The organism is Bradyrhizobium sp. STM 3561 (genome assembly GCF_045571455.1).
Lineage (GTDB): Bacteria > Pseudomonadota > Alphaproteobacteria > Rhizobiales > Xanthobacteraceae > Bradyrhizobium > Bradyrhizobium vignae.
The window spans coordinates 6,297,295-6,321,967 of sequence record NZ_CP120695.1; the positions used below are offsets into that span (position 1 = coordinate 6,297,295).

At 64.0% G+C, this 24,673-nt stretch carries 22 protein-coding genes and 1 pseudogene; 13 read left to right on the forward strand and 10 right to left on the reverse strand.

Going from position 1 to position 24,673, the window contains the following annotated elements:
- The first annotated feature begins 13 nt into the window (after nucleotides 1–13).
- From P6U28_RS29945 to P6U28_RS29955, 3 genes are read left to right on the forward strand one after another with little or no spacing between them, the layout of a single operon-like run.
- Nucleotides 14–865, forward strand: coding sequence for an SURF1 family protein (locus P6U28_RS29945; protein WP_407120377.1), 852 nt, complete (start codon nucleotides 14–16; stop codon nucleotides 863–865).
- Entirely contained in the window at nucleotides 837–2,240 is a 1,404-nt protein-coding gene (locus tag P6U28_RS29950) for an ATP-binding protein (RefSeq protein ID WP_162500083.1), read from the forward strand. Before P6U28_RS29945 ends, P6U28_RS29950 begins: the two co-directional genes overlap by 29 nt.
- Nucleotides 2,230–2,763, forward strand: coding sequence for a response regulator transcription factor (locus P6U28_RS29955; protein WP_122400575.1), 534 nt, complete (start codon nucleotides 2,230–2,232; stop codon nucleotides 2,761–2,763). The genes P6U28_RS29950 and P6U28_RS29955 overlap by 11 nt, the downstream gene beginning before the upstream one ends.
- A gap of 269 nt (nucleotides 2,764–3,032) precedes the next feature.
- On the opposite strand, the gene P6U28_RS29960 is transcribed toward P6U28_RS29955, so the two are convergent.
- The 5 genes from P6U28_RS29960 to P6U28_RS29980 all read right to left on the reverse strand — a co-directional run bounded on the left by P6U28_RS29960 (nucleotide 3,033) and on the right by P6U28_RS29980 (nucleotide 9,950).
- Entirely contained in the window at nucleotides 3,033–3,857 is an 825-nt protein-coding gene (locus P6U28_RS29960) for a CarD family transcriptional regulator (RefSeq protein ID WP_162500082.1), read from the reverse strand.
- A gap of 344 nt (nucleotides 3,858–4,201) precedes the next feature.
- Nucleotides 4,202–4,540: a ferredoxin FdxA gene (gene fdxA / locus P6U28_RS29965; RefSeq protein ID WP_063698041.1), complete on the reverse strand. Its 339-nt coding sequence runs from the start codon at nucleotides 4,538–4,540 to the stop codon at nucleotides 4,202–4,204.
- A 132-nt stretch (nucleotides 4,541–4,672) separates the two neighbouring features.
- Nucleotides 4,673–4,924 carry an RNA-binding S4 domain-containing protein gene (locus P6U28_RS29970; protein WP_122400573.1) on the reverse strand — a complete coding sequence of 84 codons (252 nt, stop codon included), beginning with the start codon at nucleotides 4,922–4,924 and terminating at the stop codon, nucleotides 4,673–4,675.
- A gap of 22 nt (nucleotides 4,925–4,946) precedes the next feature.
- Nucleotides 4,947–8,315: a helicase-related protein gene (locus P6U28_RS29975; RefSeq protein ID WP_407120378.1), complete on the reverse strand. Its 3,369-nt coding sequence runs from the start codon at nucleotides 8,313–8,315 to the stop codon at nucleotides 4,947–4,949.
- A gap of 801 nt (nucleotides 8,316–9,116) precedes the next feature.
- Nucleotides 9,117–9,950, reverse strand: coding sequence for a DUF3108 domain-containing protein (locus P6U28_RS29980; protein ID WP_407123126.1), 834 nt, complete (start codon nucleotides 9,948–9,950; stop codon nucleotides 9,117–9,119).
- A gap of 532 nt (nucleotides 9,951–10,482) precedes the next feature.
- Between P6U28_RS29980 and rpmB the strand changes: the two genes are divergently transcribed.
- From rpmB to ftsZ, 8 genes and pseudogenes are all read left to right on the forward strand, one after another.
- On the forward strand, nucleotides 10,483–10,791 hold the full coding sequence (gene rpmB, locus P6U28_RS29985) for a 50S ribosomal protein L28 (RefSeq protein ID WP_407116353.1): 309 nt from the start codon (nucleotides 10,483–10,485) through the stop codon (nucleotides 10,789–10,791).
- Nucleotides 10,792–11,036: 245 nt separating this feature from the next.
- Nucleotides 11,037–12,200, forward strand: a complete 1,164-nt coding sequence (locus P6U28_RS29990; protein ID WP_407120379.1) for an ABC-three component system protein — start codon at nucleotides 11,037–11,039, stop codon at nucleotides 12,198–12,200.
- 6 nt (nucleotides 12,201–12,206) lie between these two features.
- Nucleotides 12,207–12,707 carry a three component ABC system middle component gene (locus tag P6U28_RS29995; protein ID WP_407120380.1) on the forward strand — a complete coding sequence of 167 codons (501 nt, stop codon included), beginning with the start codon at nucleotides 12,207–12,209 and terminating at the stop codon, nucleotides 12,705–12,707.
- Nucleotides 12,707–13,486 (forward strand): hypothetical protein, encoded by a 780-nt coding sequence (locus tag P6U28_RS30000; protein ID WP_407120381.1) that lies wholly within the window; start codon nucleotides 12,707–12,709, stop codon nucleotides 13,484–13,486. The genes P6U28_RS29995 and P6U28_RS30000 overlap by 1 nt, the downstream gene beginning before the upstream one ends.
- A 241-nt stretch (nucleotides 13,487–13,727) precedes the next feature.
- A complete protein-coding gene (locus tag P6U28_RS30005) occupies nucleotides 13,728–14,657 on the forward strand; it encodes a DUF3732 domain-containing protein (RefSeq protein WP_407120382.1) in 930 nt (309 codons plus the stop codon).
- Nucleotides 14,626–14,842: pseudogene (locus tag P6U28_RS30010) on the forward strand (T6SS phospholipase effector Tle1-like catalytic domain-containing protein); the annotation flags it as partial. The gene P6U28_RS30005 and the pseudogene P6U28_RS30010, both read left to right, overlap by 32 nt.
- 116 nt (nucleotides 14,843–14,958) lie before the next feature.
- The gene (locus P6U28_RS30015; protein WP_407120383.1) at nucleotides 14,959–15,468 is read left to right on the forward strand and encodes a hypothetical protein; all 510 of its coding nucleotides are present in this window, start codon (nucleotides 14,959–14,961) and stop codon (nucleotides 15,466–15,468) included.
- A 52-nt stretch (nucleotides 15,469–15,520) separates the two neighbouring features.
- Entirely contained in the window at nucleotides 15,521–16,777 is a 1,257-nt protein-coding gene (gene ftsZ, locus P6U28_RS30020) for a cell division protein FtsZ (protein WP_407120384.1), read from the forward strand.
- A gap of 235 nt (nucleotides 16,778–17,012) precedes the next feature.
- Here ftsZ and P6U28_RS30025 read toward each other — a convergent pair whose 3' ends face one another.
- Nucleotides 17,013–17,768 carry a hypothetical protein gene (locus P6U28_RS30025; RefSeq protein ID WP_407120385.1) on the reverse strand — a complete coding sequence of 252 codons (756 nt, stop codon included), beginning with the start codon at nucleotides 17,766–17,768 and terminating at the stop codon, nucleotides 17,013–17,015.
- 86 nt (nucleotides 17,769–17,854) lie between these two features.
- On the opposite strand from P6U28_RS30025, the gene P6U28_RS30030 reads away from it, so the two are divergent.
- Nucleotides 17,855–19,198 (forward strand): DUF2235 domain-containing protein, encoded by a 1,344-nt coding sequence (locus P6U28_RS30030; RefSeq protein ID WP_407120386.1) that lies wholly within the window; start codon nucleotides 17,855–17,857, stop codon nucleotides 19,196–19,198.
- A 386-nt stretch (nucleotides 19,199–19,584) separates the two neighbouring features.
- Nucleotides 19,585–19,830 carry a PilZ domain-containing protein gene (locus tag P6U28_RS30035; RefSeq protein WP_027573877.1) on the forward strand — a complete coding sequence of 82 codons (246 nt, stop codon included), beginning with the start codon at nucleotides 19,585–19,587 and terminating at the stop codon, nucleotides 19,828–19,830.
- A gap of 42 nt (nucleotides 19,831–19,872) precedes the next feature.
- On the opposite strand, the gene P6U28_RS30040 is transcribed toward P6U28_RS30035, so the two are convergent.
- The 4 genes from P6U28_RS30040 to cobT all read right to left on the reverse strand — a co-directional run bounded on the left by P6U28_RS30040 (nucleotide 19,873) and on the right by cobT (nucleotide 24,659).
- Nucleotides 19,873–20,280 (reverse strand): hypothetical protein, encoded by a 408-nt coding sequence (locus P6U28_RS30040; RefSeq protein ID WP_122400563.1) that lies wholly within the window; start codon nucleotides 20,278–20,280, stop codon nucleotides 19,873–19,875.
- A gap of 147 nt (nucleotides 20,281–20,427) precedes the next feature.
- A complete protein-coding gene (locus P6U28_RS30045; RefSeq protein WP_129144469.1) occupies nucleotides 20,428–21,540 on the reverse strand; it encodes an NADH:flavin oxidoreductase/NADH oxidase in 1,113 nt (370 codons plus the stop codon).
- A 153-nt stretch (nucleotides 21,541–21,693) separates the two neighbouring features.
- Entirely contained in the window at nucleotides 21,694–22,761 is a 1,068-nt protein-coding gene (locus P6U28_RS30050) for an esterase-like activity of phytase family protein (protein ID WP_129144468.1), read from the reverse strand.
- The gene (cobT, locus tag P6U28_RS30055; RefSeq protein ID WP_407120387.1) at nucleotides 22,758–24,659 is read right to left on the reverse strand and encodes a cobaltochelatase subunit CobT; all 1,902 of its coding nucleotides are present in this window, start codon (nucleotides 24,657–24,659) and stop codon (nucleotides 22,758–22,760) included. Before cobT ends, P6U28_RS30050 begins: the two co-directional genes overlap by 4 nt.
- Nucleotides 24,660–24,673: the final 14 nt, after the last annotated feature.

Consider the following 24,673-nt stretch of genomic DNA (forward strand, 5'->3'; position numbering starts at 1 on the left):
GCGAGGCTCCAGATTGAGCAAGGCTCGGACCGTGACGCGCAGGACAGGAGGGACGCACAGCGAGGCTGTGCGCGGCCCCTCGCCGTGGCTCACGGTCCTCTCGCTTGTCGCCTTTGTACTTCTGATCGCGCTCGGCGTCTGGCAGATCGAGCGACGGGCCTGGAAGCTGGCTCTGATCGACCGCGTCGAGCAGCGCGTCCACGCTCCGGCCCAACCGATCCCCTCGCCCGCTTCATGGCCCGCCATCAGCGCAGCAAACGACGAATACCGGCACGTCAGCGTCAGCGGCCGCTTCCTGCATGACCGCGAGACGCTGGTTCAGGCCGTCACCGAGGAAGGCCCGGGCTATTGGGTGCTGACGCCGCTCGAGCGCGATGATGGCACGCTGGTGCTGATCAACCGCGGCTTCGTGCCGTCCGAGCGGCGCGACGTATCGACGCGCAGGGGCGGCAATCCCGATGGTCAGGTCGAGATCACCGGCCTGCTCCGCGTGACGGAGCCGAAGGGCGGTTTTCTCCGGAACAACGTGCCCCAGCACAACCGCTGGTATTCGCGGGACGTGGCCGCCATCGCGGCGGCACGCGGTCTTCATGACGTCGCGCCCTTCTTCGTGGATGCCGACGCCGGATCACAAGTTCCCGCCGGTCCAATCGGCGGATTGACCGTGATCCGCTTTCCCAATAACCACCTGATCTACGCGCTGACGTGGTTTGCCCTGGCTTTCATGCTGGCCGGCAGGTTTTTCGTCACATTCGGCGGCGGGCTGTTCCGGCGCAAGCGCTTCGTCCAGGAACCGGCTGGCGGCTCGGATGCCGCCGCCCGCAGGACGGGATCAGATGCTGGAACGATCATCGAGCCGACCTGACGACGGGAAGACGCTTCCCCAAACGCTTGCCCATGGCGGCGGGCCCGTCACGCTGCAATCGCAGGCGGACGCGCGCAGCGAGCTGATCGGTCCGGCTCCCACCGACGACGAGACCAATCGCAAGAACATGGCGCTGCTGATCCAGCTGCGCTGGACCGCGGTGGTCGGCCAGATCGTGACCATCGGTGCCGTGCATTTCGGCCTCGGCATTCGCCTGCCGCTGGAGCGGATGGGCGCGGTGATCGGCGCGCTGGTGCTGCTCAACGTCTCCAGCCTGGTCTGGGTGCGCCATCGCGCCGCGATCACCAATAACGAGCTGCTGGTCGCCTTGATGCTGGACGTCGCTGCGCTGACCGCACAGCTCTATCTCTCCGGCGGCGCTACCAATCCCTTCACCTCGCTGTTCCTGCTCCAAGTGACGCTCGGCGCAGTGCTGCTGGATGCCCGCTCGACCTGGTCGTTGGTCGCGCTGACCTGCGCGAGCTTCATTTGGCTGACATTGGCCTACCGGCCGCTCGATCTGCCGCCGAACCCGATCAGTGAGACCTACAGTCTCACAGTTACCGGCATGCTCCTGGGCTTCGTGCTCAATGCCGTTCTGCTGGTGGTGTTCGTCACCCGCATCAACCGGAATCTGCGCGAGCGCGACGCGCATCTTGCGGCGCTGCGCCAGCATGCCGCTGAGCAGGACCACATCGTGCGCATGGGCCTGCTCGCCTCCGGCGCCGCACATGAGCTCGGCACACCGCTCGCTTCGCTCTCGGTGATCCTCAGCGACTGGCGCCGCATGCCGGATCTCGCCGCAGATCAAGAGCTGGCCGAGGATCTCGCGGAGATGGAGACTTCGCTGCAGCGCTGCAAATCGATCGTGACCGGCATCCTGGTGTCGGCGGGCGAAGCGCGCGGCGAAGGCTCCTCGCCGACGACCGTGACGGCCTTCGTCACCGCGCTGGTCGACGAATGGCGCAACGCGCGCTCGGCCCGCACGCTCTATTTCGTCAACACGTTCGGCGAGGACGTCGCGATCGTCTCCGACGTCGCGCTGAAGCAGGTGATCTTCAACGTGCTCGACAATGCCTATGAGGTCTCGCGCGACTGGGTCGAGCTCGTGGCCGAGCGCGAAGGCGACAATCTCGTGCTGTCAATCTCTGACCGCGGCCCGGGCTTTGCGCCGGAGATGCTGGCGCAGCTCGGCAAGCCCTATCAGTCGAGCAAGGGGCGCGCCGGCGGCGGGCTCGGCCTGTTCCTGGTGGTGAACGTCGTACGCAAGCTGGGAGGCAGCGTGACCGCCGAGAACCACAGGAAGCGCGGCGCCACCGTGCGCTTGACGCTGCCGCTCGCAACGCTCGCGATCGGAGGGAATTTTGACGCCTGACCGTTCACTCATCGTCGTCGAGGACGATTCCGGCTTCGCGCGCACGCTGAAGCGCTCGTTCGAGCGCCGCGGCTACGAGGTCGTGGTGGCCGACTCGATCGAGGAGATGCGGAAGGTGCTGGAGGAGCGTACTTTCGGCCATGCCGTGGTCGACCTCAAGCTCGGCGGCGCCTCGGGCCTCGCCTGCGTCGAGCTCTTGCACACGCATGATCCGGACATGCTGATCGTGGTGCTGACCGGATTTGCCAGCATCTCCACCGCCGTCGAGGCGATCAAGCTGGGCGCCTGCCACTATTTGGCAAAGCCGTCGAACACCGACGACATCGAAGCCGCCTTCCACAAGGCCGAAGGCAACGCCGAGGTCGCGCTCGATGCACGGCCGACCTCGATCAAGACGCTGGAATGGGAGCGCATCCACCAGACCCTGATCGAGACGGAGTTCAACATCTCGGAGGCGGCCCGCCGGCTGGGCATGCACCGGCGGACGCTGGCAAGGAAGCTCGAAAAGCGGCCGGTGAAGTAGCGTCGCGCGTCGTTTGATGAATGCTCTCTCCTCTCGTCGTCCCGGCGAAGGCCGGGAGCCATACCGCGGAATCTATCGTTGCGATCGGTAGGAGTGCCGAACAACCAATCTTCGCCGAACTTCTCCCTGGGATATGGGTCCCGGCCTCTGCCGGGACGACAGCGAATTTGTTGAGGCGACGTTCGCGAAGACCCGTCATCACTTCACGCCCCAAATAAAAAGCCCGGCCGAGCGGCCGGGCTTTTGAACTCTTGCAATCGGCGTGGCGCTTACGCGGCCTCGTCGGCGACGGTGGTGTCGTCGCCATCGGTATCGTCGGTATCGCCCTCGGCGTCCGTGTCGGCTTCGCCGTCGGCGGCTTCCGCCTTGGCGCTGGCGCGGCGCGGGCTCTTGGCGAGCTGGGCCTCGATCTCCTTGACCGCTTCGGTCTCGGTCGAGTGCTGCACCACCGCGATCTCACGGGAGAGACGGTCGAGCGCCGCTTCATAGAGCTGGCGTTCCGAATACGACTGCTCCGGCTGCGACTCCGAGCGATAGAGGTCGCGCACAACTTCCGCGATCGCGACGATGTCGCCCGAATTGATCTTCGCTTCGTATTCCTGGGCGCGGCGCGACCACATCGTGCGCTTGACGCGCGCACGGCCCTTGAGCGTCTCCAGCGCTTTCTTCACCAGGGCCGGATCGGACAGCTTGCGCATGCCGACATTGGCGACCTTGGCGGTCGGCACGCGCAGCGTCATCTTGTCCTTGATGAAGTTGATGACGAACAGCTCGAGCTTGGCACCGGCGATCTCCTGCTCCTCGATGGCCAGGATCTGGCCGACGCCGTGAGCGGGATAGACGACGAATTCGTTGGCCTTGAAGCCCTGACGCTGGGTCACGACCTTCTTTTCCTCGACCTTCGGCGCAGCAGCGGGCTTGGCAGCCGGCTTGGCGGCGGCGGGAGCCTTGGCAGGCGCAGCAGCAACAGGGGCCTTCGGCGCGGGCTTGGCAGCGGGAGCCTTGGCAGTCACTGGCTTGGCAATCACAGGCTTGGCAGCAGCAGGCTTGGCAGCGGTCGCTTTCGCGGCCGGTTTGGCAGTCTTGTTAGGCATTGCGCTTCTTTTGTTCTTCGAGGACTTTGCAGCCGGCGCCTTCGTCGCGGTCCGACCCTTGGATGCGCTACGGCTGGCCGCGGCGACTTTTTTGGCCTCCTTATGGGAAGCCCTCGCTGAAGTACTCTTTTTACGCGTTTTCTGTGACACAGCCTGCGCGCGGAAACTGCCACGCCCCTGTTCGACATTTGGTTTCACGGGAACCCAGAGGGGCCAACGGGGCTGACGGGGTTCGGCTTAATGTGCCCAATATAGCACATTTCCCGCAAAAATCAATGATTTAGGGGTCTTGAGGGCTGGTTTTCGGCGGCAGCGCCGCTATTAGGGTTAAGTTTGGGCGCGAATTAGTCTCCCGAGCCGGGGTTCGGAGAAAAATATTTCTCGAACTTGCCTTCCATGCCGTCGAATTCCTTGGCGTCGGCCGGTGATTCTTTCTTCTGGGTGATGTTGGGCCAGCTCTTGGCGTATTCGGCGTTGACCTCGAGCCACTTTTCCAGGCCCGGTTCCGTGTCCGGCTTGATGGCGTCGGCGGGGCATTCCGGCTCGCACACACCGCAATCGATGCACTCGTCGGGGTGGATGACGAGCATGTTGTCACCCTCGTAGAAGCAGTCGACCGGGCAGACCTCGACGCAGTCGGTGTACTTGCACTTGATGCAGTTTTCAGTGACGACGTAAGTCATCCAACGCTCCGAAAAGCTCTTTCAAAAGTCGCGGCTTGCCTAGCGCGGATGGCCCGGCGCCGCAAGGTCGGGAAGGCCCGATCATGACGGCTTTGTGTGTTTGATCGACCAAGAAATGAATAACAAGCGCAATTAATTGCGCGTCCCGAGCTCCTCGTAGAGCACCCGAGCCGAGGCGGCATCGCCGCGGCGTTCGTTGAAGGCGATCACCTTCAGAACGCGCACGGTGCGATCGAGCGCGATGGTGAGCACGTCGCCGGCCTTGATCGCATGCCCCGGCGATGTCTCGCGCGTGCCGTTGACGCGAACATGGCCGGTGACGACCAGCTCAGCGGCGGAGGTGCGCGCCTTCACCACACGGGCGTGCCACAGCCATTTGTCGATGCGCTGGCGCTCGGTCGTGGGGCTACTCCTTTCGCCCCGACAGCTGCTCCTTCAGCGCGGCGAGCTTGGCGAAGGGCGAATTCGGATCAATGGGACGGTCGCGCTCGCGCGGACTGGCGCTCGAAGCGTAGGGACGCAGCGAGGGGCCGGACTCACGATCGCGACGATCGCGCCCCTTGTCGCGGTCGCGGCCACGATGCTCGCGGCCGCCATCGCGATCGCCGGGCTTGCCCTTGCCGCGATCACGCTCCTTGCCTTCGAAGCGGCGGTTGTTGTCGCTGCGCTGCTCGCGGCGATCGCCACCTTCTTCGCGGCCCTTGCGGAAATCCTTCCGATGTCCGCCGTGGCGATGGCTCGGCTTCGCGCCTTCAGCAGCTTCACCGGGTGCAGCGCCAGCTTCGGCAGCCACCTGCGGACGCGGCTGATGGTGGTGGCGCTGGTGGCGATGGCGCTCGTGGCGCGGCTTGCGATCCTCGTGACGGCCGGCCGGGCGCCAGACCTCGACGAGCGCGGGTTCTGTGGGCGCGGCCGCCCCCTCAGGCGCGGCAGCGTCGGGCGATGCGGCAGCTTCCGTCGCGGCCGTCTCGGCAGCAGCGGCTTCGAGGCCGGCAGCCTCGGTGAACGCCGCAGCTTCCTCGGCGGGCGGCACAATGCCGGGGGCGTCCTCGGGCGTGACGGGCGCTTCTGGTGACGCTTCGAGCGCCGGCTCCTCATGGACGGGCTCGTCGTGCGGCTCCATGCCGGGCGCGTCTTCGACCGTGACGGATTCGGCCGCGGCTTCGGTGGATGCAGCCGGCTCCACCGGCAGGCCGGCGACGGCCTCCGCCGCGGCCTCGGTCGAGGTCTCCGCGCTGCCCTCGGCGGGCGGTGTCTCGGCCGCAACCGTCTCGACGGCGACAGGCTTCTGTGGCAACGGCGGACGCTTCTCCATGCGATAGCCGAGCGCGCGCAGCACAGAGGCGAAGTCTTCGCCGGCCGAGCCCGTGAGCGAGGTCATCGCCTGCGTCACCACGAAGCTGCGGCCGTCGAACGCGCCGGCGGGCTTTTCGCCGGGCGAATTCTCGCGCCAGGCCAGCGCCGGGCGGATCAGATCGGCCAGCCGCTCCAGGATATCGACGCGCACGGCGCGCTCGCCGGCCTGCTTGTAGCCGAGCACGCGATAGGCATCGCGCGGCAGCTGCTTGTCGACCGGGAACGAGGTGCGCCCCGACGATGCCAGATGCTGCGCGCCCGACAACGCGGAGAGATCGACATTGTCCTGCTTCAGCGCCCAGAGCAGCGCGGCGAGCGCACGCGCGGCGGGCTTGAGCAGGCCGGGGAAATAGATGTGGTAGGCGCCGAAGCGGACGCCGTATTTCCGCAAGACGGCGCGCGAGGGTTGATCGAGATCCTTCAGCTCGCTCGCAATCTTCGGACGCTCGAGCACGCCGAGCGCCTCGACCAGCTGATAGGCGATGCCGCGGGCAATGCCGGTGACGTCCTCGGCCTTGGACAGCTCGAACATCGGCCCGAGCAGCTTTTCGATATGGGTCTTGAGCCAGAGCTCGAGCCGCGCCTGCACCTTGTCGCGCGGGCCGCCGGTCAGGCGCTCGTCGGAGATGATGCGGATGCGCGGATGCAGCGCGTCGTCTGCGGCGGCGAGGCGCGCCACGGCATCGCCGGTCCAGCGGATGATGCCTTCGGAGGTGAGCACGAACTGCTCGTCCGGCGCATTGCCGAGCTTCTCGGCGCGCGCATTGATCTCGCCGGCGAGCACGGCTTGCGCTGCGGCCTGCAAGGCTTTCGCATCGGAGCCGGCCTCCGCCGCATCCGGTGCAAAGGTGAAGCCGTCGAGGCGGCCGATGACATGGCCTTCGACGATGACTTCGCCGGTCTTGCCGATTTCAGTATTCAAGCTCGTGTTCTCCCGCAGGCGGCGCATCAATACACTGGTCCGACGATCAACGAAACGCTCAGTCAAGCGTTCATGGAGCGCATCCGATAATTTATTTTCGACCTCCCGCGTGATCCCCTGCCAGCGTTCGGGGTCTCTCAGCCAGTCCGGGCGGTTGGCGACGAAGGTCCAGGTGCGGATCTGGGCGATTCGGGCCGACAACGTGTCGATGTCGCCGTCGATGCGGTCGGCCTGGGTGACCTGGGCCTCGAACCAGGAATCGGGAATGCATGCCTTCTGCATCAGGAAGCCATACAGCGTCGTCACCAGCTCGGCATGGGCGGCCGGCGACAGCTTGCGGTAATCGGGGACCTGGCAGACGTCCCAGAGGCGCTCCACCGCCGCCTTGCCATGCGCGATATCGCGCACCTCGCCGTCACGGGCGGCATGGTCGAGCACGCGCATGTCCTCGGCGATCGGCGCGCGCGTCAAGGTCTCGTGGCCGGGGGCGAGATTCAGCGACACCTGCAGGGCGCCGAGCGAAGAGAAATCCAGCCTGGAGTTGCGCCATTGCAGCACCTTCACCGCATCGAAGGTGTGGTTCTGCAGCGCGTTGACGAGCTCGGGCTCGAACGGCGCGCAGCGGCCCGTGGTGCCGAAGGTGCCGTTGCGGGTGGCGCGACCGGCGCGGCCGGCTACTTGCGCGAATTCGGCCGGCGTCAGACGGCGGAACTGGTAACCGTCGAACTTGCGGTCGGAGGCGAAGGCGACGTGATCGACGTCGAGATTGAGGCCCATGCCGACGGCATCGGTGGCGACGAGATAATCGACATCGCCGTTCTGAAACATCGCCACCTGCGCATTGCGTGTGCGCGGCGAGAGCGAGCCCAGCACCACGGCGGCGCCGCCGTGCTGGCGGCGGATCAGCTCGGCGATGGCGTAGACTTCATCCGCCGAGAACGCGACGATGGCGGTGCGGCGCGGCTGGCGCGTGATCTTGCGGTCGCCGGCGAATTCGAGGCTGGACAGGCGCGGCCGCGTGATCATGGAGACGCCCGGGAGCAGCCGCTCGATGATCGGGCGCATGGTGGCGGCCCCTAGCAGCAGCGTCTCGTCGCGGCCGCGGCGGTTGAGCAGCCGATCGGTGAAGACGTGGCCGCGTTCGAGATCGGCGGCGATCTGGACCTCGTCGACGGCGAGGAAGGAGACGTCGATATCGCGCGGCATCGCCTCGACGGTCGACACCCAATAGCGCGGGTTCTTCGGCTTGATCTTCTCCTCGCCGGTGACGAGCGCGACGCTGGCCGCGCCGGCGCGATCGGCGATCTTGTTGTAGACCTCGCGCGCGAGCAGGCGCAGCGGCAGGCCGATCATGCCGGAGGGATGCGCGAGCATCCGCTCGATGGCGAGATGGGTCTTGCCGGTGTTGGTCGGTCCGAGCACCGCAGTGACGCCCGCGCCAGGCACTCGATCGGAAAGTGCGCGCTCGGAGCCAAAGGGGGAGGAAGAAAAAGCCATGTCTGAGGGATTAGGTAGTGGCGATTTGGGCGAATGTCAGTGCTGGATGAGGCGGTGAGGGGGCTGGGCCCCTGTCAGCCATGTCTCCGAACGCTACGCGGCGACCACGCACTCCGCTGTCATGCCCCGTGCCGCCTTTGCTGAAGCTTCGGGAGGCCGAGCCCCCCTGTGGGCCCCGGCGTAGCCCAGGCGGAGCCGGGACCGGGGCATCCAGTACGCCGCGGCCTCTCGGCTCGACCACAACCGCCGCGGCGTACTGGATCGCCCGGTCAAGCCGGGCGACACCGTGTGTGTGGGAACGCTCTCCCCAAATCCCGCGCAACTGTCTCACTTTGCGACGCTTTTCCCGTTGGCTTTAAGCTTCGGAACGACTCTAGAACGAATCGCGGCCGAATCGCTGACTCCCCTGTGAGTCCTGTTCCGTTCACGCAACATGTCGCGGGACTCGTATTGGTTGCGCACTAGATGGAGTTTTGCGCGGCCGCACAAGCGATCGGGTTCGTTAAAGCTGGGGACGGCGCCGAGTCGAATCAGAATCGGGGTGGAGTCAAATGGATTCCCGGGCCCGGGGCGCCAAACAAAAACTGCGAAAACAACCCCATGCACAGTAGGTAAATGATTGAAATAACGCGACTTCTCTTTACCCTCCCCTGGAGGGGGAGGGTCGGCTCACATGGAGCACAGCGGAATGTGAGACGGGGTGGGGTGATCTCTCCCCACGGGCACCGTTCGTGCGGAGAGATCACCCCACCCCGCTCGCGCTGCGCGCGATCGACCCTCCCCCTCCAGGGGAGGGTAAGGTCACTGCGTCTTCGCGACCCGCGGGGGCTGGGGGACGGTGACGAAGCTGGTGGCTTCCAGCATGGCCGGCCCGAGCGGCGTCGGCACTTTCAGCCAGAACGGGACCAGGATGCGCGTGCCCGCCACCGGCGCGAAGGCGATCTCGATATTGCGCTGGGCGGCGAGGTATTTGATCACGGGGCGGTCGGGGATGTAGCCGGCCACAGGCACGAAATAGAGCGCGCAGACCACGACCGGGCCCCGGTAGCCCTTCTCCGCCTTCACCGTCTCCATGCGCTTGAAATCGAGCTTGAGATCGTAGCGCATGCGGCCGTCGAACACGGGCGCGGCGTTGTGGCAGGCCTCGGGCGCCACGGGATCGCCGGTGCCGGGCACGCGCAGGAGCGAGGCCGTCATGGGGTCCCAGACGCCGCGGCGATGCGCCTCGGTGACGACGATGCGGTCCGGATCGACCGGCGGCTCCGGCAGGATGGCAAAATCCTTCACATTGCCCTTGTCGAGGGTGATGCGGATCTCTTCGGTCTTCTTCTGGGTGGTGGTGGAGGCCTGGTAGCCGGTCGCCACCAGCGCGCCATTGACGATGCGCCCCTGGCTGGCGCCAGTGCCGGACCCGCCCGTGAACGACTTCAGCAGCCCCGTGGTGCCGCCGGAGGCCGCCGCCGAGAACACGTCGTCCTGGATATCGATGTTCCAGGCGCCCTTGCCGACGGGAATGCCCGATAGCGTCGCCTCATATTGCGCCTCGAGCTTGCCTTGCGCGGCGGCCGGCGCCACGCCCCATGCCAGGACCAGGGCCAAGACCAGCGCGCAAAAGACAGCCAGCCAGCCGGCCAGGCCTGGGCGGACCGGGCGCAGGTCTCGCGCAAAATGAGGCGTTGTAGTCACGAAACAATCCAATCGGAGCGCGATGCGCTGTTACTTAAGCCAAAAACGGCGGCAAACAATGTGGGGGCGTCTCGCCCTGGGAACTCCACCTGAGTCTTCGGCGGCGAATACGCCCTTTATGTGATGGTAAGGTGCGACAATCATTGCCGTTTTGGTGATCGGAAGGTAACCGCGGGCTCCCTTACCTCTCCCGCTTGCGCGAGAGGTCGCGCTAAGCGTGGTGAGGGCTTTCTCCTCTGGGGGGACACCATCCGTCATGACGTCTGGCCTCGCAGAGGAGAGAGCCCTCTCCCAACCCTCCCCCGCGCGCGGAGGAGGGGGCGCACCGCCCGGGCGGCCGAATCCCCGCCCAAAACCTTGACGTCCCGCCCCTTCCCCCCTATACGTCCGCCCGCTCCCTGCAAGGACAGAGAATTTGCCCCCGTGGCGCCCAAAAATGGCGGCCGCAGATCGTTGGGGGTTCACGGATAAGGATTTTGCCATGTCTCGCCGCTGCGAACTGACGGCCAAGGGCCCCCTCGTCGGCCACAAGGTCAGCCACTCCAACATCAAGACCAAGCGCCGCTTCCTGCCGAACCTCGTCAACGTGACGTTCATGTCGGAAGCCCTGGGCCGCAACGTGCGCCTGCGCGTCTCCACCAACGCGGTCAAGAGCGTCGACCACAATGGCGGCCTCGATGCCTTCCTGCTCAAGGCCAACCCCGACGCCCTCTCCCCGCGCGCCGTCGAGCTGAAGCGCGCCATCCAGAAGAAGGTCGGTGACACCGCGCCGGCGAAGCAGGCGAGCTGAGAAGAATTACCGTTAGGGCGGCGGCTAAGTTGCGTCGCGTGGCGTAGGCTTAGCCGAGTAAGAGTTTGAGTAGCGGCCGGATCGGAAGATCCGGCCGTTTTTGTTGTGCACTGAGGTTACTGCGCCTCACTGCGAAGACTCCCCTCGTCGCGATTCGCAGCCTATGCTTTAGCCTTATTTGCCATCAACCGCGGCGTGCATAAAAGAAGAGGAGAAAGCGTCGCGGTCTACGGAGCAGGGGCGGAATGAACGTTGCTGTAAGAGCTGCAAAGCATGCTGCACCCGGGCCGTATCTGGGCTTCGCGCTGCAACCTGTTCGGCTCTGCTATCACCTTCTGACTTGTCCAGGCGGAGCTCATGTTTCTTTAGAACTGCTCGATGATGTAGCTGTCCATTACGCCGACGGCAGCCTCGCCCTAGAGCAAACGAAAAGTGCCCTCAGGCAAAATCCATTGTCAGATTGGGCTGCAGACCTTTGGAAGGCGATCGCCAATTGGCTCGACAGCGCAGCAAGCGGAGCAATTGATCCCAAGAAGTGTCAGTTTCAGATCTACGTTTCCCCTTTCCACACCGGTTCGCTGGCCGCGGCACTAAACGACTGCAACTCAGACGCCGACGTCGAAGAGCTGGCGGCCGCTGTGGCTTCAAACTTTAAAAAGAAGAAACCTACGGCTTGCGCCCCCTACGTTCAGCGCTTTCTTTCAGCTGGCCACGATGAACGCGCCGCCATCATAACTCGATTGGCAATTGTTAGCGAAACCGACCCACTTGAGAGCCTGCGCGCACTCATCAAAACAACTATTGTCCCCGAATTGGTAGACGTTCTTTGCGAGTCTGCGATTGGAATGGCCAAGGAGCAGGCCGATGAACTAATCCGACAGGGCAGCGCCGCGCAGATAGATGGAGACAGATTCAAGGCGAACTTCATAGCATTTGTTCAGCGGAACAATCTTCCCGGCTTGCTGACATCGCTAACTGAAAGGCCGAACGAAATCGAAGTCACAGCTATCCTTGTCCAACGACCGACCTTCATTCGACAACTCAAGATTATTGACTCAAGCTATGATGATCGGGTCAGGGCTGTGAGCGACTATCTTCGCTCGTCCGCTGATAAAACCCGCTGGGCAGAAACCGGGGCCGTCTTCGAAGGAAGCTTACGCGAGTTTGACGACTCCCTCGTGTGGCGTCATGGCCTCGTCTCCGACGAAGTCGCGGATGTCTCCTCGCACAACGACCCTGCCCGCCAAGGGCGCGCAATTTATCGACGGTGCGCGCAGCTGCAAATTCCGATCGATGGCCGCGCAGTTCCCGAGCATTTCGTCCATGGCTGCTTCAACGCCTTAGCTGACGATATGCGATTGGGTTGGCATCCAGAGTACGAATCATTGCTCGGGCTAAGCGAGGAGTAGTTCAAAGTGCCAAACTCACGGCGATTGGACGAAATAGAGATCATCCAAAATCCCGCCTTAGGTGCATACGTTCTTTGGCGGTTTGGACTCGGTTATCAAGCAGACGACGGCCGCAGCGTGCTTTTGCCCCTATCATTCTTAGTTTTGCCGCTGCTGCTTCACCGACCAACCCTTGATCTTATCAGTTCGACGTTGAGATCCTCCGGGCTCACACTATTTGCAGCGAAACTCGGAAAGGAACGAGAAAATCTTCTAGCTGTACATGAGCGCGCGCTTGCACTTCGTCCTCTCACTTTGCAGTCGATTGGTCTCGGCATTAGCCAACGCCTATTAACGCTTGACTACGCGTCCATCAGTATCCGCGCAAACTCGCTAGAAGACGGTACCCGAAACCCAAAAGTTCCAGAGCGAATTAAGGCATTTACCGGAGCTGCGGAAAAGGTCGGTTTTTGGTTCTCGCAGCTGAGTTTTCAGCAAGTAAGTTCGATTTTGGCGGTGGAGTTCTGATGTATTTTCAGATTCGTAAACTCATACTGTGGCCTCGTGCGAAGAAATCCCCAAGGTTCGTCGAGTTCAAACGCGGTTCCGTGAACGTGATCAGCGGCGCGTCAAAGACAGGTAAATCCGCGGTCATTCCCATCATTGACTATTGTTTGGGTGCGGATAGGTGCGCGATACCCGTCGGCGTAATCCGCGAGAAGTGTGGATGGTTTGGGATCGTCATCGAAACCGTGGAGGGTCTAAAGCTCTTAGCCAGACGCGAACCCGGCGACCAACAGAGTACGGGCGACATGTATTTCCTGGAGGGCGGAGAAATCGATGTCCCCGATCGAATAGAGGGCAAGAATGCCAACGTAGATTTCGTCAAAGACGCGCTCAACCGAGTCGCCGGACTAACAAACCTAGAATTCGAACCAAACTCGGAAGGGGGATACAAGGCGCGCCCGAGTTTTCGCGACCTTATGGCTTTCACGTTTCAGCCGCAGAATATTGTCGCCAATCCAGACGTTATGTTTTTCAAGGCCGATACAACTGAGCACCGCGAGAAGCTAAAGACAATTTTTCCTTATGTGCTCGGCGCTGTTACTGCTGCAATCCTACAAGCCAGATTTGAACTAGATCGACTAAGTCGCATCCTGCGCCGCAAAGAAGCAGAGATGAGAGCGATAACATCCGCCAACTCAGCATGGCAGCTAGAAGCGCAAGGATGGCTCCGGCAAGCAATAGAGCTTGGATTACTGCCCGCGAAAGGAAGCAATTCCTCCAGATTGGGCAAACATCGTTGATCTGCTTCGAGAGATCGTTACGAACAATGATAAGAATGCGAGACCCTCGCTTGCTGGAATTGACGTAGCTTTGACAAGGTTGCAGACGCTAAGATCAAGAGAGAGTGAGCTGGCAGAACAGCTTCACGAGCATCGGCAACGACTGAATGAGCTTCGACGGCTTCTTGAGAGCAGCGAAGTCTATGGCGGATCTGTGCGCGTGCAGCGTGATCGACTCGCCATAGCGGATTGGATTCGCAGCTTGGTTGACGATGAATCTGACGATCCAATTTCGGCGCTTAGTGGAGGCGATAGAAGTAAGCTCTTAAGGCTTTGCGACAATCTGGATGCTTTGGATGTAAGGCTCAAATCGCTCCCGAGCGTTTCAGGTACGCTAGACAAGGAAATGCTCAGGCAGCGATCGGCTACAGAGGAAGTGCTCACTCGATTAAACGAAACTCGAAATGAGATTTCCAACCTGGAACGGGACTCCGAGACTGCACGCAGAGCTACTGACCATTTCGATCGAATCGAACGTTTCCTAGGCCGCCTTGAGCAAGCATTGCAACTATATGACAGGGCCGACCAATCGTCGGACCTGCGTACAGAGATCGCCACCCTTCGAAAGCAAATTGAGGATCTCCAAAAGATCATTTCTGAAGCAGAAATCCGCCGCAAGCTAAGCAACGCTCTCGCTCGAGTGGAGAGCATGACCAGCCAAATGGTCCCCCAACTTGACGCCGAATGGCCCGATGCGCCGGTTAGGCTTATAATTGACGACCTTACAGTGAAAGTAATTCGCGGTAGCCGAGACGACTATCTTTGGGAGATTGGCAGTGGAGCAAACTGGCTCGCATATCACATTAGCTTGACGCTTGCCTTGCAAAAGTTCTTCCTGACTGAACCTCAACATCTTGTACCGAGCTTCTTAGTCTACGATCAGCCGAGCCAGGTGTATTTTCCCAAGCGTACCGCTGGCGATGATACTCCCGAGGGATTGACCCTGCGAGACCAGGACGTTGTGGCAGTCCGCAAAGTGTTTTCTCTCTTAGGGCGAGAGGCAGAATCTGCCGGCGGCCGCCTCCAGATTATCGTGCTTGATCATGCTGATGAGGGAGTTTGGGGGGATCTTCCCGGAGTTGCTCTCACAGAAGAGTGGCGTGGCCAAGCTCTTGTACCTTCCGAATGGTAGTTCTAGCCGCGCCAGCGAACCCGAACCGAAAAACCTCGTCATCTGCTGTGACGGCACCGGCAACGAGATCTCGGAGAACATTTCCAACGTCCTGAAGCTCTATCGCTGCCTGCGCAAGACGGACAAGCCCTCGCTGCGGCAGATGGTGCCCTACGACTCCCTCGGCCGGCACCGCAGCGCCACCCGTAAACACCCCCCTCGCCCGTTAACCTCCCATTAACCAACGCAGCCTAGCCTGCGGTAATCGTCCAGCCATCATTAGCTCGAAATGCCTTCCCGGTTCGCTCCAGGAGAAGCGCCGATGTGCGTTGAGTTGTTGACGTATGCCGATCTCAGTGCCCGCCTCGATATCTCGCGCGAGGCCGCGCGGTCGCTGGCGAGACGTCGCCGCCTGCCGCGCTCGCGGTCGGATGGCGGCAAGGCCCTGGTGAGCGTCGATCTCGCCGCGCTCCGGTACACGCCCCGCCCGCGAAAGGGCCGCCGGGCAGATCCCGTCGATGCCTCCATGGCAAAGATCGAGGCCATCAAGATCGGGGCCTTCAAGGCGGAGATCGCGCGGCTCGAAGAAGTCGCGACCGCCTACAGGGCCGTGTTCGAGCGCGAGCGGGACCGCGCCGATCGCCTCGCCGTCGAGCTGCAGCAGGCGATCGCCGAGACCATGGCAGCCAATGCGTGGGCGGCACGACTGGACGACGAAGTGACGACGCTGCGGACCGATCGCCGGGGCGGCTCGATCGCGGGACACGCCGCGCGTCGATTGGGACATCTTGCCGCCGCCATCGTCAAAGCAGACCGCGCGGCTTGCAGGTAGCACTCGAGACTTTCTTTAACCCCCGGCTTGCCGGAGCAATCGCGAGGGAAGAATGACTGGCAATACCGATATCCATGAAATGAAGGCCCGCATCGTCGTCTTCGGCGTCGGCGGCGCCGGCGGCAATGCCGTCAACAACATGATCACGGCCGGACTGCAAGGGGTCGAGTTCGTGGTCGCCAACACGGACGCGCAGGCGCTGGCGATGTCGAAGGCGAAGCGCCTCATCCAGCTCGGCACGAGGGTGACCGCAGGCCTCGGCGCCGGCTCGCAGCCGGAACTGGGACGCGCCGCAGCCGAAGAGGCGATCGACACGATCCGCGAGCAATTGAACGGTGCGCACATGGTGTTCGTGACGGCCGGCATGGGCGGCGGCACCGGCACCGGGGCTGCACCCATCGTCGCCAGGATTGCGCGCGAACTCGGCATCCTCACCATCGGCGTGGTCACCAAGCCGTTCTACTTCGAGGGCCAGCGCCGCATGCGCTTTGCCGAAGCCGGCATCGAGGAGCTGCTGAAGACGGTCGACACCCTCCTGATCATCCCGAACCAGAACCTGTTCCGGGTGGCCAGCGAGAAGACCACGTTCGCCGATGCCTTCGCCCTTGCCGACCAGGTGCTTTATTCGGGCGTGGCCTGCATCAGCGACCTCATCGTCAAGGAAGGCCTGATCAATCTCGATTTTGCCGACGTCCTCTCCGTCATGAAGGAGAAGGGCAAGGCCATGATGGGACGGGGCGAGGCTTCCGGCGAGAAGCGCGTGCTCGCCGCCGCCGTCGCCGCGATCTCCAATCCGCTGATCGAGAATCCCTCGATCAAGCGTGCCAGTGGTCTCATCATCTCCATCACCGGCGGCAAGGATCTGATGCTGTACGAGGTCGACGAAGCCGCGACCCGCATTCGCGACGAGGCCGACCCGGACGCCAACATCATCGTCGGTGCGTCGTTCGACGAAAGCCTCGAAGGCATCGTCCGCGTCTCGGTGGTGGCGACCGGAATCGATAATCTCGATCCGGCGCAGGCGCTACCGGTGGAAACCGCCCTCACCCAGCTCGCCGGCAGGCTGCGCAACGACGGCCGTCGCATCGCCGATCGCATCGAGCGCAGTGCCCCCCTTCCGCAAGCGGGAAGCCCGCCGCTCCGCCCGCCGCCGCACCACCCCGTGGGGCCACCGGCAAGGCCGGGTCTGGACTATGCGCGGCAGGCGGCGCTTCAGCCGCTCGATCCTTACGGCCGCGCCCCTGCGCGCAATGCACCCGACGAGGCCGTTCTCGATATCCCGGCCTTCCTGCGCCGCGCCGCCAACTGAGGGGGCGGCGAAGGAGGTGCGCTCCCTCTCCCGCAAGCGGGAGAGGTTCGAACGAGCCCGCGGCCAGTCGATTCGACTTGAAGCCATTCCGCTTTGGGCTAGTCCAGGGTGCGATGAGATCAGGTTCGGCCGCCCGGATCACCCTCTCCCAGCAGGGAGAGGTGGTCTAATTCTCAACGCGCTCCGAACGTCAGATATGCAGACGAGCTTTTGAGCTGCACAGCGTGCCGATGCGTCACGCCGCCGTGCTGCGCGGGCTCTCGGCGGTGTCCTTCCTGTCCGTCTCCTTGTCGCGGGACAGCCACGCCGGAAAACGAAGCAGGCGTTCGTTGGTGTCTTTCGGCAGCTCGATGGGCGGCGCTTCAACGGCCGAACTCGGCAGGTCCAACGCTGCGTGTCCGGTTCGCACCGCATCCGCGCGCTGATCCAGTTCGCGGAGCAGGGGATCGAGCACGCTGTCGATCTCGGTCGCCACCGATACCAGGAAACTATTGAGCTCGCGCGCCTCGGGCACAACCGCCGCAGCCTGCTCGATCGCCCTCGAGAGACCATCGACGACAGGCGCAAACGCGCCGGCGGCTTGCTTGATTCGCGTCTTGATCGCTTCGACCTCGCTCAAGACGCGCTCACGCTCACGCCTTTTCTTTTCCTCCGAAAGACGGGCTTCAATTTCGGCGATCTGGGCCGCCAGAGCCGTGGCTTCGGATGCGAGCGCATCTCGTCTTCCGCGCGCGCGATCGAGATCGCGGCTGAGATTGTCCACTAAGTCGTCCTTTCCGAACATGGCTTTGCTCCGTAGGACAGGCGCTTTGCCCTGTAGGACGGCCTTGGCGCGAACAGCCAGCCTCGCCACCGACCGGATGGCCGGATCGGCCGAAACAGGCATCAACCTCGGTCGCGTCACATGGGCCGACATGGTGATCCCCCCATCGTCAGCATTAGGCAACCGCATGGTTAACAACAGGTTAATGTCAACAGACGATGTGGCCATGGGGCTGGGCGCCGGCGACGTTGCCTCCCCGCTGTCATCCATTTCCGCTATACTCGCCCCGGTAGCATCACCCGGAGGCGCATCCCATGGAGCACGCAGCCAGCACCGACCACAAGCCCACCGGCAAGAACCTCGTCATCTGCTGTGACGGGACCGGCAACGAGATTTCGGAGAACATCTCCAACGTCCTGAAGCTCTATCGCTGCCTGCGCAAGACGGACAAGACGTCGCCGCGGCAGCTGGTGTTTTACGATCCCGGGGTCGGCACGGTGACGCAGCCGACGACGTGGCACCGCTGGAAGGCCAATATCAACCTGGTGCTGGGGCTCGCCACCGGCTATGGGCTCGATGACAACGTGCTCTCGGCCTATTGCTTCCTGGTTCAGCACTACGCGCCGGGCGACAAGATCTATCTGTTCGGGTTTTCGCGCGGGGCCTACACGGTTCGGGTGCTGGCGGGGCTGATCCACAAGATCGGGCTGATCTCGCCGGAGCAGGCGAACCTCGCTGGGAGCGGGCTCGTCGCCTACAAGCAATATTCCGGCACGGGGCGCGGCAACGATATCGAGGATCTCAAGGATATCGCGACCGACGAGAGCGGGCCGCTGCCGAAGGACGAATTCGACCTCGCCGCGCAGTTCGCGCGCATCACCTCGACGCGCTGGCCGACCATCCACTTCATCGGCGTCTGGGACACGGTGGCGAGCGTGATCGTGCCGCGGCGCGACAATTTCTTCTTCCTGTTCAGCCTGGAGGAGCTCGCCTTCACGCTGCGCAATCCCAGCGTAAAAACCTTCCGGCAGGCGATCGCGATCGACGAGCGGCGCTGCATGTTCCGCCTGAAGCAGTATGAAGAGCCGCAGGAGTTCTGGAGCAACCGCTACGTACCCGACGAGAAGAAGGTGCCGCAGGACATCCTGCAGGTGTGGTTCGCCGGCGTGCATTGCGACGTCGGGGGCGGCTATCCGGAAGCGGAGAGCGGGCAATCCAAATATCCGCTGCTCTGGATGATCGCGGAGGCCGAGAAGGCCGGGCTGAAGTTCAACCCGCGCACGGTGAACCAGCTCGCCTGGGGCGTCCCTCGCAAGAACTCGCCGTTCAAATACGTGGAGCCCGCTTACACCGGGAAGACGGGCGAGTTGCACAATTCGATGACGGCCGCCTGGCGCGTGCTGGAGTACGTGCCGAAGCGTGCGACGTACAAGGAATGGCCGGAGCGGAAGGTCTATTTCGGCTTCTATATCCCCGATTGCGAGCCGCGCGTCATCCCCGAAGGCGCGCATGTGCATGAGAGCGTGTTGAAGCGAATGGCGGTGGAGCCGGGGTATCGGCCGGTGAACCTGCCGAAGGACTACGTGACGGTGCCGATGCCGGTGGAGCCGGGGGTGGATGTGGCGGCGGATGGGATGGAGGAGGGCGTGACGGGGTGAGGTGGCGGCGACCTCTCCGCGCGTCATTGCGAGGAGCCCTTGCGACCAAGCAATCCAGGGTCCCTCCGCGGAAAGATTCTGGATTGCTTCACGGAGCCTGTCATCGGGCCGCGCTTCGCGCGGACCCGTTGGCTCGCAATGACGGTGGTGGGCAGGGTCGCGCAACACCACCGCTGTCGTCCCTGCCTGGTGCGCAATTGCGCACTAGGCAGGGAGGACAGGGCGGATTGACGCGAGACGTCCCACCCCGCTACCGCCGCTTTCTGCTCTCGCCGACACTTTTCATTAAAATTCTCCCGGCAACCTTAGTCTGATCGCATCATCTCTTTTCCATCATGGGACAAACCACCCGCCGCGATACCTGCGGAATTGGAGGAGACGTGCCAATGCATCCGCGCAAGTATGTCCGTGTGAAGCCCGCCGGGCTGGTGTCGCGACAGGCCAAGATCATCACCGACCCGCGCGCGCCGGTGATCCCGTGCACGCTGATCGACTATTCGCCCGGCGGCGCCTGCGTCGATCTCGGCGGCCAGGTCAAGATTCCCGATCGTTTCGAACTGCTCCACGTCAACACCAGGAAGCGCTGCCGCATCGCCTGGAAGCGCGGCACGCGCGTGGGCGTGGTGTTTTAGGCATCTTCCTTAGCCTCCCTGGAGGGGTCCTGGAGGGGTAAGCTACTTCCGCATCCTCGCCTTGGCGCCGGCGACGATCTGCATGGCGACGCCGGCGATCCAGCCGGCGAAGACGAGCCAGGTCCAGGCCAGGTGCGGATCGAGCCGCAGCACGATCACGGCGACCGAGACGAACGCGGTCAGCGTGGCGCAGAGCGTGCCGGCCGAGCTGAGAAATTCCGCGGCGTCGATCGCGCTGTGCGCGTCGTCGAAAGGCATTTGCGGCGTGTCGATGCCGAGATAGAAGCCGACCGCGCCCAAGGCCATCATCAGCAGCAGGAATCCCTGCGTGGTCAGCGTGGGGATCGCAGATCCCACATAGGCGCCGACGAACAGGCCGCACGCGGCTCCCGCCATCGCAAGGGCCACGCGCTCGAACACATGGGCAGTTTTGCGGATACCAAAACGCATGGCCGGCCTCCGTGAGGCGTTGAGGAGACGGAGGTTAGGCCAGTTTTGGGGGGCGTGGAAGGCGAAGGGGATTATAGCAGGCGGCTTAGCTCTCTCTCCCAGCAAGCGGGGCCGAGAGGAGCCTCGTTTGCGCTGGAGGCGAGGAAATCACCTCGCCCCGAACGTGGTCTTGCCGAACAGCGCCTTTTGCGCCTGTGGCTGCGAGCGCCAATATTGCGGCGGGACCTCGACCACGCCGCCGAGCTCGGCGGCGGCGTGCCAGCCCCAGCGCGGGTCGTAGAGCATGCCGCGGGCGAGCGCGACCATGTCGGCCTTGCCGGATGCGACGATCTCCTCGGCATGCTTGGCATCGCTGATCAGGCCGACGGCGATGGTGGGCAAGCCGGTCTCGCGCTTGATGCTATCGGCAAACTGCACCTGATAGCCGGGGCCGAGCGGGATCTTCTGCAGCGGCGAGACGCCGCCGGAGGAGGCATCGATCCAGTCGACGCCGCGCGCCTTCAGCGCTCTCGCAAATTCTATCGTTTGCGCCAGATCCCAGCCGCCCTCGACCCAGTCGGTCGACGACACCCGCATGCCGACCGGCTTGTCAGCGGGGAACGCGGCGCGCACCGCGTCGAACACTTCGAGCGGAAAGCGCATGCGGTTGGCGAGGCTGCCGCCATATTCGTCGGTGCGCTTGTTGGAGATCGGCGAGAGGAATTGATGCAGGAGATAGCCGTGCGCGCCATGCACCTCGATGGCGTCGATGCCGAGGCGCGCGGCGCGTTTGGTGCAGTCGACGAAGGCCTCGCGAATGCGCTTCAGGCCTGCCGCATCCAGCGCCAGCGGGGCGGCCTCGCCCTCCTTGTGCGGCACCGCCGATGGCGCCACCGTCTGCCAGCCGCCATGCTCGACCGGAATCAGCTGGCCGCCCTCCCACGGCCGCGCGCTGCTGGCTTTGCGGCCGGCATGGGCGAGCTGCATCCCGATCGCCGCGGAGGAATATCTCCGCACCGAATTGAGGATCGGCCTCAAGGCGGCCTCGCAGGCATCGCTGTAGAGCCCGAGGCAGCCCGCCGTGATGCGGCCGATCGCCTCGACATGCGTCGCCTCGATGCAGAACATCGCGGCGCCCGACAGGCTGAGATTGTTGATGTGGGTGAAGTGCCAATCGGTGGCGACGCCGTCCTCGGCCGAATATTGGCACATCGGCGACACCACGATGCGGTTGTTCAAGGTCAGGCCGCGCAGCTTGATCGGGTTAAACAGGGCGCTCATGCGGGGAGTTCCGGGAGATGGAGGAACAATGCAGGGAGTGTAGTGAGCAAAGCGCGGATTGCTAGGCGCGCGGGGGGAATGGCGGGCGCGACGGAATGCATTGCCGCACGATGGGAAGCGAATGCCTCCGCAATGACGGGGGGTGAGACCGCCCTACTCGACCAGCGTGAACTGCAGCAGCAGCGTCCGCTGCAGCATCGAGAAATTGTCGTCCGACACCAGGGTCAGCACGGTCTCGCCGTCGGGCGTGACATGGGCGTCGATGCCTTCCATGTTGTCGATCTCGTGGCCGAGATCGGCGGCGAACAGCGCGGGGCCGTCGACCAGCGCGCCCGGCGCGATTCCCTTCAGGGGGATCGCGCGAATGCGGATGTTGATGCCGGTGAACCAGGAGAATTTGCGTTCGAGGATCAAGAGCTCGCCGGAGGGCAGCAGCACGGCATCGCTGATGTCGTATTTCTCGGTGCGGCGGACGCTGAACTGGCCGGGCGTGGGGCCGCCGATCAGGAAGGCGACGAGATTGCCGTCGGCGTCGAGCCCGCGCTCTGAGAACGCGATCAAGGTGCCCGCGAGCGGCTGGCCCTTCGGGATGAACACCAGCGCTTCAATGCCCTTGTTGGAGGGCAGCTTGCGCAAGGCCGGCGGAACGGCGATCACCTCGCCGCGGGCACGCGTGCCGCCCTTGGCGAAATCGTAGCGCAGGATCTGGTTGACGCGCTCGAGCCCGACATAGACGAGGTTGCCGTCGCGCGCGATCGATTCCGAATCCCACCAGAGGTGCTTTTCCGTGATCGGCCGACCTTCGGCGCCGAGCAGCGGCGCGGCCTCGACCTCGGTGAGCCCGACCATCTCGCGGCCGGAATAGCGGATGGTGCCGGTGAACCAGCCGCCCTGGTCGGAGATCGCGACGAAGCGCTCGCCCTTGCCGTCGAGGAAGCGGATGCCGGACAGGCCGCCGAAGCCGCGATAGGGCGAGGTCAGCACCAGGCCGCTGCGATAATCCAGCGAGCCGAAGCGCGTGCGCGCGCGGTCGCGCGGTTCGAAATCGGGAATCGGACGCGCGTTGACCTCGATGCTGACAGGCGCGGCGACGGCGTGCTCGACCTGGAGCTCGCGTGGCTCGGTCGCCGCTTGCGCCTGCGCGAGACGCGAGAGCGCGAGAGTGGAGAATCCTGCCGCAGCAAAGCCAAGAAAGCTGCGGCGGGATGACGGCGTGCTCACGAATGCAATTTGCGTCGCGGGCGACCGGGTGCTTGCGTGGGCGCCGCGTTGGTCTCGCTGAACAGCTCGGCGAGTTTTTCGGTGATGGCGCCGCCGAGCTCCTCGGCATCCACGATCGTCACCGCGCGGCGGTAGTAGCGCGTCACGTCATGGCCGATGCCGATCGCGATCAGCTCGACCGGCGAGCGGGTCTCGATCTCCTCGATGATGTGGCGCAGATGCCGCTCGAGGTAGTTGCCGGGGTTGACTGACAGGGTGGAATCGTCGACCGGCGCGCCGTCCGAGATCATCATCAGGATCTTGCGCTGCTCGGGGCGACCGAGCAGGCGCTTGTGCGCCCAGTCCAGCGCCTCGCCGTCGATGTTCTCCTTCAAGAGACCCTCGCGCATCATCAAACCGAGATTCTTGCGCGCACGGCGCCAGGGCGCATCCGCCGACTTGTAGATGATGTGGCGGAGATCGTTGAGGCGGCCGGGATTGGCCGGCTTGCCGGCGGCAAGCCAGGCTTCGCGCGATTGCCCGCCCTTCCAGGCGCGCGTGGTGAAGCCGAGAATCTCGACCTTGACGCCGCAACGCTCCAGCGTGCGCGCGAGGATGTCGGCGCAGGTGGCGGCGACCGTGATGGGGCGTCCGCGCATCGAGCCGGAATTGTCGAGCAGCAGCGTCACCACGGTGTCGCGGAACGTCGCCTCCTTCTCGTGCATGAAGGACAGCGGGTGATAGGGATCGGTGACGACGCGCGACAGCCGCGCGGGGTCGAGGATGCCCTCTTCGAGATCGAACTCCCAGGCGCGGTTCTGCTGCGCCATCAGGCGGCGCTGCAGGCGGTTGGCCAGGCGCGCGACGATGCCTTGCAGATGCGCGAGCTGCTTGTCGAGATAGGCGCGCAGCCGGTCCAGCTCGTCATGGTCGCAGAGGTCTTCGGCGGCGATGACCTCGTCGAACTTGGGCGCGAAGGCGTGGTATTCCGGCCCGCGCGGCTCGTTCCTGCCGTGCTGGTTCGGACGCGTCGCCTCGCCCGGGGTCTCGTCGTCGCCGAGCTCGCCGTCGTCGAAGGTGTCGGAGGTCGAGGCCTGCGCGCTTTCCATCGCGCTCTCGCTCATCTCCTCGCTCGTCGCCTGCGCCTGGTCGGCGCTCATCTCCTGCGCGGCGTCGGAATCGGGCGAGCCTTCGGCGCCGGACTGATCGTTGTCGCCGTCCTGGTTCTCGTCGTTCTCGTCATTGTCCTCGCTGTCGGCGTTGCGCTCGTCGCCGAGCTCGAGCGCCGAGAGCAGATCGTGCACGGCATCGCCGAACCTGGTCTGGTCCTCGAGCACGCCGTCGAGCCGGTCGAGCCGCTTGCCGATCTTGTCTTCGAGAATGGGACGCCAGAGGTCGACCATCTTCTTCGCGGCCGTCGGCGGCGCCAGGCCGGTGAGGCGCTCGCGCACCAGCATCGCCAGCGCGTCCGCCAGCGGCGCGTCGGCACGGTCGGTGATCTCGTCGAACTTGCCGCGGTGGAAATGGTCGTCGAGCATCGCGGTGAGGTTCTTGGCAACGCCCGCCATGCGGCGCGCGCCGATCGCCTCGACGCGGGCCTGCTCGACCGCCTCGAACACGCCGCGCGCCTGCGGATTGCCGGGCATCAGCTTGCGATGAACCTTGGGATCGTGACAGGCGAGCTTGAGCGCGATGGAATCGGCATGGCCGCGCACGATCGCGGCGTCGCGCCTGGTCATCTTGCGCGCCGGCTCGGGCAAGCGGGCTTTGCCCGGCGCGAGCCCAGGCCGCTCGGCCGCGAAGGAGATGTCGAGCTCGGGCGTCTTGGCGATCGCCTTGAGGCAGGAGGCGACCGAGCGCTTGAAAGGCTCGGTCGGCGCTTCCTTGTTGTTGCGGAATTTGGAGTTGGAGGTGGTCATCTCGCCCTGTCCGT